The sequence below is a fragment of the Cellulosilyticum sp. ST5 genome, from assembly GCF_046529625.1.
Taxonomy (GTDB): Bacteria; Bacillota; Clostridia; order Lachnospirales; family Cellulosilyticaceae; genus Cellulosilyticum; species Cellulosilyticum lentocellum.
Genome location: NZ_CP132338.1, coordinates 2,369,778 through 2,384,022 on the forward strand (window position 1 = coordinate 2,369,778; position 14,245 = coordinate 2,384,022).

Below are 14,245 nucleotides of genomic sequence, written 5' to 3' on the forward strand. Positions count from 1 at the left end.
GATAACCATTGAAGATTTTTTAATGAAATCATATTAAATCCTTTTTTTGCGGGGGATAAAGAATAAACTGTATTTTGGAGGTCGCATATTTTGCATTTGCTCTGGCTTCCTCTTCTGTACTGCCAGTAGCAATAATATAGGCATAGCGATAACCCATGGACATAGGAGGTTGTACTGTCATACCTTTTTTTGCTCTAATATAAACATGCTGCACTCCAGGACACCTACTCGCTCTATTTCTACCTATGACTTTTTCTAAAATTCCTTTTTCAGATAAAACGATATAATCGGCAAATACATGTTTTTTAAACCTATAGCTAATATCTGGATCTTGACCAATAGCAAACTTTATGGTTTCTTTCACTACATTAATACCAAAAGCACTGTCTAGTAATTTATTCATTGCACCACCAGAAATACGAGGATTGATTTCTATAACCTTCCAGTTATTATTTACATAACGCATTTCTAAATGACAGGTACCATTTTTCATGCCATGAAGCTGAAGAATAGTTTCTATAGAAGTATAAAGACTTTCATAGAAATCATGGGTAGGATGAAGTAGTAAATTATAGCCTGTAATAATAAAACGTTTGAAAAAGGTGATTTCTTGTTCAATAATAGCAATAATATGCAGTTTGCCTTCAATCATAAAACATTCCGTTAAATATTGAGGACCATCAATAAATTCCTCAACTAACACTGGAATATCTGGATATTTATCAAATAAACTTTTACTAAACTCTTTAAATTCTAAGATGTTATTAGCTTTAATAACATCTTTTGAGCCTGAAGATAGTGGAGATTTAATGATAGCTGGTAAGATACTTTCTATTTCATCATCCGAGACTGAAGAAGGATTATCAATACATAGAAAATGAGGAGAATAGCTGGTATTAGCAAGGACCTTTCTTGATAGAATTTTATCTTCCATATTTTTGATAGCTTCAGTTGAAAAATGATTAACTCCAAACTCAGTAGCCAACTGACTAGCAAGATGGCAATAAGGATCAACAAAACTAATAATTCCACAAATGTCTAATGATTTGAAACGAAGTAATTTGAGTTCTTTCCTGATATCATCTATATTAGCTAAATCCACCAATCTTATTAAATGTATATCTGGATTGGATTTACGTTCTTTGATAAATTTAATTCTATTTGTTAATAATACTGTATAATATCCTAATTGTTCTGCTGCTTTAATTGCTTCACGACTAGAGCCTGATTTTTGAGAATCTAAAAACACAACTGTTTTCATTGTAATAGGCCTCCTTTTCATATTTATATCTACTAAATACTCTTAAATCATTTAAATTTACAAGCATAAGCCAGTCCTACATTTGTAATACTGGAGGTATTTAGTTGAATCTATGGGTACTGCTGAGTTATTCCTATTCTATATTCTAAAACTACCCCCTGATGAATCCTGTTAATTTGCTTAATATGATTAAGTGTATTTACAACACATCAATACGTCTTTCTACCCCAGCCCTTTTATACCTATATTCTCTCTATTTTTAACGAACAGATAAAAATTCTCCAAGAATCAATGATTATAATTTACCTCTTTTAGCTAAGAATATAGCATAGTGAATAAGATTCTTGACAACATCCAATTCTAAATAAAAGGTAGGAGGACAGCCTGGGAGCCAGTTAACTTCATAAATCCAAATTTTTTGCCTATCATCAAGTGCTACATCGATACCAAGTTCATCTAACGATTCACCAAAATACTTTTCTTGAATGGAATCTAAGTGTTCTGCTAATTGAAGAGCAAAGTGTTCGAGATAACATTTAATATCATAGTATGAATCAGGAAACTCTTGCTCTAAGAAAGGAAGAAGATAGTTAGTAGAACCATTACTATTGATATTAGTGACTATCGTTCCATGGGGTGCAAAACGAGGATAAATCGAAGTAATATGCCATTGGTCATTATAATTTTTTTGAACATGTAATCGAATGTCATACACGACATTATCTTTAGTTCTACAATTAATATAGGGCTGGGCTATATAGGCTTTTTCATGAATCTTCGTAGAAATTATTTGGCAAAGTTCATCCAATTCGTATATTGAACTTTCTTTATTCTCTATTACATGATACTCATTACCTTTTGTTTCTATAAACATAATCTCTTGTCCTTTTCGACCATTTACCGGTTTAAACACTATCCTTTCATAAAATTCCAGAAATTCTAAGAAAATTTCAGTAGACTCCATATTTTCTTGTGGAATAAGATAATCACTAAATTCTTTTTCATTCTTTAGCCGCTCATAAACCTTCTTTTTACGTCCAACTGAATAGGAAGTAAAGGGAATCTTCTCTTTGAGTTTATTGATAACTTCTTTTGAGTGATTCAATTTTTCAGGGCATCCTGTGTTGTAAATAACATCTGGGAAGCGACTTTCAGTTTGTAACCATGTTCCATCTTCGTAAATATATCCATTTATTTTTTCATTTACAAAGTCTACACATTTAGGTGAAAAATAAAGTAATATAGCTCCTTCAGCTTTAGCAACTGCTACATATGCAAAGGCTTTTTTTACTGCTTCAGGATTCTTACGTTGATGAAGAAAGCCAATCAATATCACTCAGATCATTCCTTTCGTTAATTTGTTAATGTATAGTAATATATTATTCGTTTTATAGACAATCGGTGAGAGAAATATGTTGCTTTTTGTAATAAACCCTAAAATTGTAATCAAACTGTATCACCTTGTTACTAACTGAAAATGCATTCGTAATTTAACACAGAACGAGTACATTAATAAATATCTTATAGAAATTTGAATCCAAGTTCTTTGAATAAAATTTTGACCTCGTAGAATAATAAACATAATAAAACAATGAAAGGCGTGAATATAATGAGTCAATTTAACTTTACTGTATCCTACTTAGATGCTAACGGTCAAAAACATGATCAAGAAATTTATCTAGATAGTCAAGATTACAAAAAACATTATGAACAAAACTATTCAACTCTCATGCAAAACTATCCTCCTGATCAAGCAGAGAAACATATTTTAGCTACTAAAAAGCATTATATAGAGGAAAACCTTGCTCATCAATTTGGCAGCCATACTGCGTTAGAATATGATGTTGCTGAAATGATTGATACATTAGACCGAGATATAAAAGGTGCTTTGTAAAAAACTAGACCCTTTAAACTATCTTTATAGATAGCTTAAAGGGCCTAGTTTTTTGCTCTTTTATATTCAACAGTTCTCATAACAACCTATTTATCTATTAACTACTCTATTTCTTTAATCTTTCAATCTCTAGTCTCTGTTCTTCTATAATTCTTTGATAAGTGACTTCCTTCTCACACCACTCTTTACTAAGTATATTAATAAGAGAGGCCATTTCATCTGCACTGCCTATAATACGATTAAACAAAAGTAAGTTGGATTTAAGAATCTCCGGAATTTCTATATGAGAATATCGTAATCTATGGTCAATTTCCCCATACCCCTCCTCAAAAATAGTTCTTACTTGAATTTCTGCAATCACTCTTTGATTGGTTGGGTAGAACTCCACTAGATAATGTACCGACCTATATCCCGAGGCTCTTGACCTTACTTCTATATCGAGGTTTTTAAAGACATCCACATTGTCTCCCTCTCTTACATTGGCAGTAATTTCAATGACATTCCAAGTACTAACGATGTATTCATGAATTTCCTGCCACTGTTCCTTGAAGATATGAATAACTCTTATACCTATCAAATCATTAATTTCGTCTTTGTAATTCTCTACTGTAAACTGAAATTCTTCTCCATACTTCAGCTTCCTGTCTGCCACTTTTCTAATCACTTTTTCAATCAGTCTATCAGGTTCTTTCATTCTTGATTTAACCGTATGAATACTTTCTTGGGAGCGAAGAATATTAGCAATAAAATCACCATGATTCTGATAAGCATCCATATGAGTAATATAATCTTCATAAATAGACGATAGAGTGGCTATATCTATTTTATTCTCTTCAATCAATTTCAAAGTATAAGGATACTTCAGTAAAAATTCATCTAGATTAAAATCTGTTATCATGGTTATACTCCTTATCATCTTAAGTTATGTAAGCCATAGTATATCCTCTTTTTGTTGATCCTTACAGTGGTTATACTTTTTCTACTATTACTTATATTATATACTTATCAACTCGTCTTAATCAAATAGTTTAGAGCTCATTTGTCATTGATATCTATTGATTTTCTCTAAAAGTGAATAGATACACATTTTAACGCTCTTCCCTAATAGCAATTGGCCACGCCAAGCTAATAGCCAATAATTCTTGACCAACATAGTAGGTTAATGAATTTAAGAAATCCCCATATCGAAGCCCCTCTACTCCAAATATCTTAAATAATAAAATACCATCAGAAATTAAAAATAATAAAGCTCCCACTATTGTTAATGTAACAGCCACTTTACTATCTTTATAATATCGCTTAAGAGAAATAGCTTTTACTACCATAAATCCTATAATAAACATATAACCCATTACCAATGGCAACATTCCTTTAAATTCAAATTTACCTATCAATAGGATCATTATCAAAGGTATAAGTAGGATTCCAAAGCACAAAAAATCTTCTTTGCTTATTCCTCTCAAACAAGAAAATGCTATGATATAGCATATATGAGCTACAATAAAACTAGCTACTCCTAATAAAAAATAGTTTCTCCCAGAAAAGGCCAAAAATACATCTCCAAACGTTGAAAGTACAAGACCACCTATTATCCAATAGTGATATACTTTATGATCCAAGTTTCTTTTACTACTTACCATTGCTGTGCCTATAAATAATAAACTCGTAAGTGCCTTAAAAATTCTTCTACAAAGTACAGTTCCCATATAAGTGGATATAATGAGTCCACCTAATGATATAATCATGGTACAAAATAAAATATAATGCATAAATATCCCCCATTTGATAATAAAACTTTTTATACTAGCCTATTATTTCTATATCAATTTCTATGCACAGTAGGTAAAATTCATTCAACGATATGCTATACTTTTCTAAAGTTCTTTACATCTATAAACATCTTTACATCATTTGCTTGTTTTGTTCCCCTGTTGTCATATTCTTTACCACCATTTCTCCTGTACTTACTTCATCTTCACCTATAATAACCACATACGGAATCCCCTGTACGTTCGCATAATTAAGCTGCTTTTTAAGATTTCCCTCTTCTAAATAAATTTCCACTTTATTCCCTTGGGCTTGTAGCTTATTTTTCACTGTAACACAAGTTTTAATCGTATCTCCTAATGGACAAATCAAGTAGTCGACTAGGCCTATCTGCTTTTCCACCCAAAAGCCTATTTCTTGCAAAACAAAAAACAGTCTTGTTACGCCAATGGAAATCCCTACTCCAGGTATTTTTTGCTCGGTGTAAAGTTGTGTTAAGTCATCATATCTACCACCTGAACAAACAGAACCATACGTTTCATAGTTATTAATGACGGTTTCAAAAATAGTGCCTGTATAATAATCTAATCCTCGAATAATTTTAAGTGCTATTTGATAGTTTCTTTCATCTACTCCTAATACTTCCAGAATGTCTATTACCTTTCCTAATTCTTCAATACCTTCTAATAGCTGCTGCCTCGTCTCCACTTCATTACCTTTACCTACACTTATTTCATCCACTACTGTCTTCAGAAAACTCAATACTTCTTTAGAACTTCCTTGAAAATTAAGGATTTTCATTAGATATTCCGCTTTTTCTTTTCCTATATAGTCTATCAGTAGATTAAAGCATGCATCTTGGCCTATTTTATCAATTTTGTCAATTAGTCCAAATATCACAGCTTTATTAGGCACCTTGAGTAGCTCCAAGAAACCATTTATTATCTTTCTATTATTAATCTGAAAGGTATAATCCTTTAGTCCAATACTTTCCAGAGCCTCTGCTGCTAAGGAAATGACTAGAGCATCATTTTGAATAGCTAACTTATTTATCCCTACTATATCTACATCTAATTGATAAAACTCTCTATATCTTCCTCTTTGATTACGCTCACCTCTATAAACTTTCCCTAGTTGATAACGCTTAAAAGGAAATTTTAGTTCATTCATATACTGGGCAACATATCTTGCAAAAGGTACCGTTAAATCAAACCTCAATGCTTGTTTTTTATCTGCTTTTTCAATGCGATAAATTTGTTTTTCTGTTTCCCCTGCTGATTTAGCTAGTAAGATATCCTCCTTTTCTATAACGGGAGTATCCATCGGCAAACAACCGTTTCTTTCATAGACCTTAATGAATTTACATATCATTTCATTAAAAATTAGTTGATTCTTTGGAGTAAGCTCCATAAAACCTGGTAAAATAGATGGTTTAATTTTATTTTTCATAATCTTTCTCTCCTTCTATTCAATATTTTTTATTCAACAAAAAAGCACCTAGGCTTTTACCTAAGTGCTTTGATGTCCCTTTCATAGGGGTAGAAATTATGAATTTCCCATCCTCACTGTAGATACAAGCCTAACGAAAAATAGACCTGTATCTACCAAATAAAAATTGGTAGGTCAAGGCCCTACTAGTGATGATGGAATTGTACTTGATTAAGTAATTGCCGATTCATAATTTCCCTCCGTTAAATATAATGTTTTATTATAATACATTACAATCTCTTATTCAACCTATTTTAATTTTTCACTACTTCCAATGCTTATTTCATTTAATTATTTCTTTTTGAAATAAACTTTTAACATTCTTCTTGAGGATAGGAAACACCCCATTCTTTTCTAAGCTGATCCATAATTTCTAATACACGTAGTGTATCTATATGTGGCATTTCTTCACATTCTAGCTTGCCTTCTTTAATTGCTTTAATACAAGCTCTTACCTCATATTCATAGCCTGAAATTTGTTTTGGCATAATAAAGTTCTCAATTTCTTTTCGATCATGAGAAAAAATGCGGATACGTTCACAGTTATTGATATTTTCGACTACCATATAACCTTTATCTCCAGAAATAATACCCTCTCGATTGGTCAAGGCTAAAGTTGTACTATTTAAAATAGCCATTTTACCATCCTTGTATTTAAAAGTAATACTATTTTGCAAATCGACACCTGTATTTGATAAAACTGCTGCTGAACTTATACTTTCTATGTCATCACCAAAGGCCATTAGTGCAAAGTTTATAGGATAAATACCAATATCTAATAAAGCACCACCTGCTAAGCTTGGTTCAATAATTCTTGGTTTATCTGCAATGACATAACCTAAATTAGCAGTAAGTGTATGTGGTGTTCCAATGATGCCACTTGCTAATACTTCATTAATACGTTTTCTAGATGGCATATATCTGGTCCAAATAGCTTCTGCTAAAAGTAGCTTCTTTTCTCTTGCTAGACTTATAAGCACCCTAGCTTCTTTTTCATTAACTGTAAAAGCCTTTTCACATAATACATGCTTGCCATGTTCTAAACAAAGCTTAGCATGCTCATAGTGGTGTGAATGAGGTGTAGCAATATAAACAAGTTCTACTTCTTGATCTTGTACCATTTCTTCATAGGAACCATAAGCTTTTTGAAAGCCATATTCCTCCGCAAACTCTTTGGCACGTGTATAATTTCTGGCTGCTACTGCATAACAGCTTGCCTCTTCCATTTGACCTATTGTTTTAGCCATAACACTTGCAATATTCCCTGCCCCTAAAATAGCAATCTTCATCTCAATCCCTCTTTTCCTGTGTCTTTATTACCGTTTTGGGTGTCACCCTGTTTTTACTATATCGTCTTTTTATCTGTTAAACAATATCCTAAAGATATATATATTTCTTTTTTACGCAAAAGAAGAGATAGATTAAAAATCTACCTCTTCCTCAGCTCCATTAGAATATTGAAGCTTTATTTTACTTTGCTCACCCTTTTTTTCTAACTTTAAACAGCCTAGCTGAGGATAAGTCTGTTTGCTAGTCGTTAAATAATCAAAGCCAAAATTAAGCCACTTATATAAAGAAACTTGATAGGTCCCTGCTGGTGTTTTTTCTAAAACCGCAACTTCATCAGCACCATCTCCTGTTAGATCAATGAACACTAAATCCATTAATTCATTATGAGATAAATAAGAACCAGTCCACTTACGTTCTATAAACTCACCATTCCATGAAAAGAAAAACGGCCTATTCATTACTTCTTTATAATATTTTGTATTTTTATAAACACCTACAAATATGTTCGTATACGCCTCACCTGGTTCTAATTTGCCTGCTCTTAAACTAAAAGGATTTACACTACTTATATCATTTTTGTAAATTAAATACGGAGTTAATAGTTCATTCTCTACCTCTAATGTATAAAACTGCAACTCTCTTCCAAAACTTCTCCCCTTAACCTTAGAAGATTCCTTATTCAAAGTTAATACTAAAAGTTCTTTTTTCCCATCTTGATTCATATCGTAGCAGGTCATATCTAACAAAGGCTCTTCTAGCAAAGTGCTTATAACTTTAGTCGTTGAATTTTCTACATACAACTGATGATTTTTCAAAGTAAGTGTATAACCCTGACCTTCTATATCCACTACTCCGGTTTTTAATATCTCTTTTATTGTAAGACTCTTTACAATAAGCCCAATCGTTACCACTAAAATGATTCCTATCATCAAACAGCTTACCATCTGTTTTTTACTTAACTGTTTTTTACTTAACTGTTTTTTACTTAACTGCTTTTTCTTATGTAGCTTAATAATCATATAACCCATCTGGTCCTGGTGTTGGATTATCAGGTAACATAGCATCATCCCAAATGACTTCTACACTGGTAGTCGTTACCTTGTTAGGCTCTGTAGATACAAAAGATTTTGTCCATTCAGGTACTAAATCTTTAAGTCCTTCTGTTGGGGTAGTCATTGTAATACTTTCAAAGCCATATTCCTTGTTAATGCTTTTTTCAATTCCTAATAACTTATGCCACTCTTCATCTGTTAATCTTGTATCTGATAGGAATTCATAGTAACTAAAGGTAGCTCCTTGTGCTAAAAAGAGTTTTCCTTTATAAGGACAAATAACATAAATTTCATAAGGCAAACCTGAACCTAACTCTAAATAATTCTGGGTATCCAAAATTGTGGCTACATCTGAAATCACAGCAGATGTATAATTCTCAGTAGTAGCTGCATCAATAGACATATTCATACTTGCTAGCTGAGTACTTACTGAATCTACCATACCTCCAAAAGAACTTAAACGATCATATTCTTCAGCTGTAAAGGTTTCATTTGTTAATTCTTTTTGGGCACAACTTAAAATAATTTTTAAATCTTTCTGGATACGCTCAAGAACTTCTTTCGTCTCATCTCTTAAGAGATTTCTTGAAGATAAGCTAGTCATTGTATTTTCTGTAAGACTTAAAAGCTTAGCATAAACTTCAATATTGGGTTCTACATAAATATAAGGCATATTCTCTGGTGGTCCACCCATTTCTGCTACAGGTTGTTTTGAATAAAGGACTGTATCATGCTTTAATTCAGCGTAACTACCTAAAGCTGTATGAATACTCTTATCAGTCCACGCTTCATTCCTCATAAAGTTTGGCATACCTTCTATCTTCTCAAAAGACTTTGTAGCAGAGGAAATCGCCCATACCCATCCTGAATATAAGTTTGCTTCCCATGCTTTGTTTGAAAGTACTTTACATTTGTCTTGTAGGTTCTTTAGAGTAGGTAAATAATTCTCCCATTTTTCATTTGGCTTATAGTATTTTAATACTAATTCTTCAGAACGTTCACTACCTAATGCTGCTGTCACATCTAAACCTGAAGGTACAGGTCTTAAAAGTGGCTCCATTAAATTTTGCATAATATCAGCATCTATGGTATAACGTTGCCCCATAACACGGAACTGCATCCCTGTAGCTACTCCTTGAGTTATTACTAATTTATTTTGGATCTCAGGGGTCCTTAGACCTTCTATTTCTTTTCTTAATGAAGTTTCCTTTGATGAATCCATAAAACTCAGTAGACCTACCTTTTCACCATACACCTTTTTGATAACTGGCTGTATATCGTATAAGGTTAAATCATCAGCTGCCCCTACATAAATAGAAGTTGCCGTATAAATACGGTCCCAACTTGCAGTAGCTTCTTTTGAATTAAGAATAAGTAAACTCATCATTAAAGAAAGTTGGGTGTTTTCTAAATTAAATTTTCTATTACTGTCAATCATTTCAAAGCCTGCTTGCCCATACCACATCATTGCTTTAAAATAACGAGTTAATCTCTCTGTATTTGTATAATGACCTCTTACTGTATACTGGGTATAATCCAACTTTTTACCTGTAATAGGAGAAGTAGTTAGTTCTTTAGCTGTATTTATTAAATTTACTTCTTCATCTACAAGACTTTGTACTTCATCGGGAAGCTTGATATTTTCTCCTAAAAGCTTATTAGCTACTCCATAGCAAGCTGTAATCCTCAAAAGCTGTTTCTTAATACTAGCATTCTCCGGATTCTCATATGCAGCCAAACTTTCTTTGAGCATAATACCGGTAAATCGATTAAGTTCCTCATTAAGCTCAGAAGCTTCTAACCCCTTTAGACTTTCGCTATAAAAAATATGATATAAGTTAAGTACCGCATCAGTTGTAATAAATAAGGGTGTCTTGGTATACTGTCCTGCTTCATACACTTGATGCAATTTTAAGTATGGATATTCAGCCTGAGGCTGCATCACTACAAAGCCATTTTCTTTAAGCATTTGTAATTGATTAGAGGTAAAGCCTTCAAATTGATCAAAGTTGATGACATTAGAAAAATCATCTGCTACAGGCATTTGTTCCACCTGTGGTACACACGTAATATCTTTATAATTGTAATCCGCTATGTATTTCTCTGGTAAAGCTGAAAGCTGCATAATTGAACCTGTTTCCGTTACCTTTAAAGCCTCTTTGTTACTCGTACTGGAGTTAACTAGCTCCGAAAACGTTTGAGGTTCCTCCCTAGTGCAACCTAATAGGGATAGAAGCTGTATACTTGTTAAAACTATAGCTCCTATCCGCAAAAGCCAGCGCCTTTTCATAAAAATACCTCCTCATAAAATGCATGATAATTAATTATAACAAATCTTCAAATAATTTGTGTTAATTTTTTATTACATTTATACGAGAATTCATTCATAATATTGAAATAAATATTTACTTATCCTAATCGCATCTCTACCCAATTTTCAGTCACATGTTTAATATACTTCCACCCTCTAGCTTCTAACCATTCCTTTGATACTTTGTTTAAGTCCCATTGCACTACAATCATCCTTTTTCACCTCATCTAGAGGATATCCATTTTTGTCTTTTTTATACGAATATAAAAGACAAAAAGTGCTAGGAACCCTATTGGTTACACTAGCACTTTTCTTTCATTAGTTCTTTTATTAATTCTTTTATGCGTTTACTTTAGCTACTTCTTTCTCTTTTTTATTTGAAGAGAAAGTCCTAATCACAGCTTTACCAATTTCATTGATTACTACTATAAGTGCTGCTGTTAAAACAACCTTGCCCCACATTATAGCACTTAGTGGTACAGCATTAAAGAAATCTGTAAATACTTGTGTGAAGATTAATTGTGCTACCGCTGTAATACTAATTACTTTTAATGCAATCGTATTTGCAAAGAAATGAGGTATAATACTTGCTGAACCAATTTCCCTACAGTTAAAAGCATTAAACAATGCAAAGAATGCAAAAAGACCAAATAATACTGTTTCCATTTCAGATGCACCATTAGGCATTACTGTTGTATCTGCTCCTAATGGATTAAAGATCATTTGAACTAAGATAATAGCAGAGATGATGATTGCATTAGTAACAATTGACTTAAGCATGGTCTTGGTAATAATACTACTGTTTCTGTTAACTGGTTTTCTGCTAAGAACAGAACGTCTTACTGGCTCTAGCCCTAATGCTAATGCAGGAGGTCCATCCATGATAATATTTACCCATAAAAGTTGAATCGTTGTAAATGGCATTGGTTGATCTAAGATTTGAGATATAACGGCAATTAGGAATGCAACAACGTTAACTGTAAGCTGGAACTGAATAAAACGTTGGAAGTTTTCATAAATACCACGTCCCCATTGTATTCCTCTTACAATCGTGCTAAAGCTATCATCTGTTAAAATAATATCTGCAGCATTTTTACTTACTTCAGTACCAGCAATACCCATAGCAATACCTACGTCTGCTTTATGAAGTGCTGGTGCATCGTTAATACCATCACCCGTTACACCAACAACTTCTCCATTTTCTTGAAGCGCTGTTACAATTCTCATTTTGGTATCTGGTTTAGAACGTGCTACGATATTAATGTTTTTAATTTCTTCACGTAATTCTTCATCTGTTAAAGTATCAATATAAGAAGATTCAACGGCAATTTTGCCACCTTCTAAGAGACCAAGCTCTGCACCAATAGCTTTTGCTGTATTGATATTATCACCTGTAAGCATTTTAGTTGTAATGCCTGCTTTAGCTGCTGTTTTAACAGCTTCAATAACATCCTCTCTAAGTGGATCACGAATACCTACAAAGGCATTGAATACTAACTGCTCTTCCAATAATTTTGGTTCATTAATGGTACCATCTTCTGCAATAGCTCTGCTTACTTCTTCCTCTGTTAAATATTTAAAAGCAAAACCAAGCGCACGCATAGCTTTTACTTGTAATTTTTCAATTCCAACTAATAATGCTTTTTTCTTTTCTTCTGTAAGTGGTACAATTTCTGTCCCTTCTTGAACAAAAGCACAAGACTCAAGAAGTACTTCTGGTGCACCTTTTACAAGTACTGCACTTTTACCTTCATGCTTAATAACGGTAGACATACGTTTAAGCTTAGAATCAAAAGGTATTTGTGAGTGAATATGTGCATTTTTTCTTTCTTCACGGTAGTCTCTATCACGATAATATAAAAGAAGCGCACACTCTGTAGCACTACCTAAGTATTTAAACTCTTTACCATCTTGCTCAATATCAGCTGTTCCATTTAATAAGCAGTTAAGGTCAAATAAACATGGTGTTCCTTTTGGAGGCTCTGTTACATAAGAACCACCCACATACACTGTTTCTACTGTCATTCGGTTTTGTGTAAGTGTACCTGTTTTATCTGAACAAATAACAGAAATAGAACCTATTGTTTCACAAGCTTCTTTCTTAGTTACTAATGCATTAATCTTAGCCATCTTTTGCATAGTAATAGCAAGTGTCATATTAATCATCGTTGGTAAACCTTCTGGTACAGCTGCTACAATAAGGGCAATACATACAATGAAGGCTGTTTTAATACCATCTACTGAGCTTAAGAAACTGGTAATGCTTGAAGTATCAGGTTGCACTGAACCATCCATAATCATTCTTACAGTCATGAAGATGAAGAGTAGACCAGCAATTGCACTTGACACCTTAGAAATCGTAGTCCCTAAATTACCAAGCTTAATTTGAAGTGGTGTTTCACCTGCATCTTCATTAAGGTTTTGTGCAATACGTCCCATCTCAGTATCATCACCAATAGAGGTTACAACAAAGCTCCCTGTACCTTGTGCTACGAAAGTACCACCAAATACCATGTTTCTTTGTTTAGCTGGCACTGGATCTTGAATAATGGTTTCACCTTTATTATTTTGAATACTTTCAAGTTCTACTACAAGGTCTGCTTTTTTACTAACATCGTCGGCTTCACCTGTTAACATATCTTCTCTTACTTTTAAGTTAACATTTTCAATCATACGCCCATCAGCTGGAATCATGTCCCCTGTTGTAATATGAACAATATCACCTGGTACAATATCTGATTTTAAAATAGTGGTGACTTTACCATCTCTAACTACTTTTACTTGAATGTCTTCAGTTAGTTTAGAAAGCGCTTTAGCTGCTTTTTTAGATTTACCTTCTGTTACAATACCAATTGTAATACCCAAAGCTACAGCCACTACGATACCAATAGTATCTGCAAATTCTCCTACAAGGGCACTTATAGCAGCTGCTACAAGCAAGATAATAATCATAGGTTCTGTCAAACTATCTTTAATATTATCCCATAGTGTTTCTTCTTCCCCTGGAGTAAATTCATTTTTGCCATATTTTTCTTGGCGCGCTCTGGCTTCCCCACTGGCAAGCCCATGCTCCGAGTCTACCTTGAGCTCTTCTAATACTCTTTCTGATGTTTCATTGAAGTATTTCATTTGTTTGTGCTCACTCCTTTTAATCCATTGAATTTTTAGATACTTCTATATTT

At 33.1% G+C, this 14,245-nt stretch carries 10 protein-coding genes; 1 reads left to right on the plus strand and 9 read right to left on the minus strand.

Annotation, left to right across the window (positions count from 1 at the left end; genetic code table 11):
* Positions 1 to 28 precede the first annotated feature (28 nt).
* Complete coding sequence (locus tag QTL86_RS11655) at positions 29 to 1,261, minus strand: ATP-grasp domain-containing protein (RefSeq protein WP_410497255.1); 1,233 nt, start codon at positions 1,259 to 1,261, stop codon at positions 29 to 31.
* 295 nt (positions 1,262 to 1,556) lie between these two features.
* Positions 1,557 to 2,597: a YheC/YheD family protein gene (locus tag QTL86_RS11660; RefSeq protein WP_410497256.1), complete on the minus strand. Its 1,041-nt coding sequence runs from the start codon at positions 2,595 to 2,597 to the stop codon at positions 1,557 to 1,559.
* Between the two features lie 273 nt (positions 2,598 to 2,870).
* On the opposite strand from QTL86_RS11660, the gene QTL86_RS11665 reads away from it, so the two are divergent.
* Complete coding sequence (locus QTL86_RS11665; RefSeq protein WP_127065975.1) at positions 2,871 to 3,155, plus strand: hypothetical protein; 285 nt, start codon at positions 2,871 to 2,873, stop codon at positions 3,153 to 3,155.
* 106 nt (positions 3,156 to 3,261) lie between these two features.
* Here the strand turns inward: QTL86_RS11665 and QTL86_RS11670 are convergent, their stop codons facing one another.
* From QTL86_RS11670 to QTL86_RS11700, 7 genes are all read right to left on the minus strand, one after another.
* A complete protein-coding gene (locus tag QTL86_RS11670) occupies positions 3,262 to 4,053 on the minus strand; it encodes a RelA/SpoT domain-containing protein (RefSeq protein ID WP_410497257.1) in 792 nt (263 codons plus the stop codon).
* Positions 4,054 to 4,243: 190 nt separating this feature from the next.
* On the minus strand, positions 4,244 to 4,924 hold the full coding sequence (locus tag QTL86_RS11675) for a lysoplasmalogenase (RefSeq protein WP_410497258.1): 681 nt from the start codon (positions 4,922 to 4,924) through the stop codon (positions 4,244 to 4,246).
* Positions 4,925 to 5,057: 133 nt separating this feature from the next.
* Positions 5,058 to 6,371, minus strand: a complete 1,314-nt coding sequence (hisS, locus tag QTL86_RS11680; RefSeq protein ID WP_410497259.1) for a histidine--tRNA ligase — start codon at positions 6,369 to 6,371, stop codon at positions 5,058 to 5,060.
* Between the two features lie 353 nt (positions 6,372 to 6,724).
* Positions 6,725 to 7,699: a Gfo/Idh/MocA family protein gene (locus QTL86_RS11685; RefSeq protein ID WP_410497260.1), complete on the minus strand. Its 975-nt coding sequence runs from the start codon at positions 7,697 to 7,699 to the stop codon at positions 6,725 to 6,727.
* A 132-nt stretch (positions 7,700 to 7,831) separates the two neighbouring features.
* On the minus strand, positions 7,832 to 8,719 hold the full coding sequence (locus QTL86_RS11690; protein WP_410497261.1) for a hypothetical protein: 888 nt from the start codon (positions 8,717 to 8,719) through the stop codon (positions 7,832 to 7,834).
* Complete coding sequence (locus QTL86_RS11695; RefSeq protein WP_410497262.1) at positions 8,709 to 11,042, minus strand: DUF3160 domain-containing protein; 2,334 nt, start codon at positions 11,040 to 11,042, stop codon at positions 8,709 to 8,711. The genes QTL86_RS11690 and QTL86_RS11695 overlap by 11 nt, the downstream gene beginning before the upstream one ends.
* 360 nt (positions 11,043 to 11,402) lie before the next feature.
* A complete protein-coding gene (locus QTL86_RS11700; protein ID WP_410497263.1) occupies positions 11,403 to 14,192 on the minus strand; it encodes a calcium-translocating P-type ATPase, PMCA-type in 2,790 nt (929 codons plus the stop codon).
* Positions 14,193 to 14,245 lie beyond the last annotated feature (53 nt).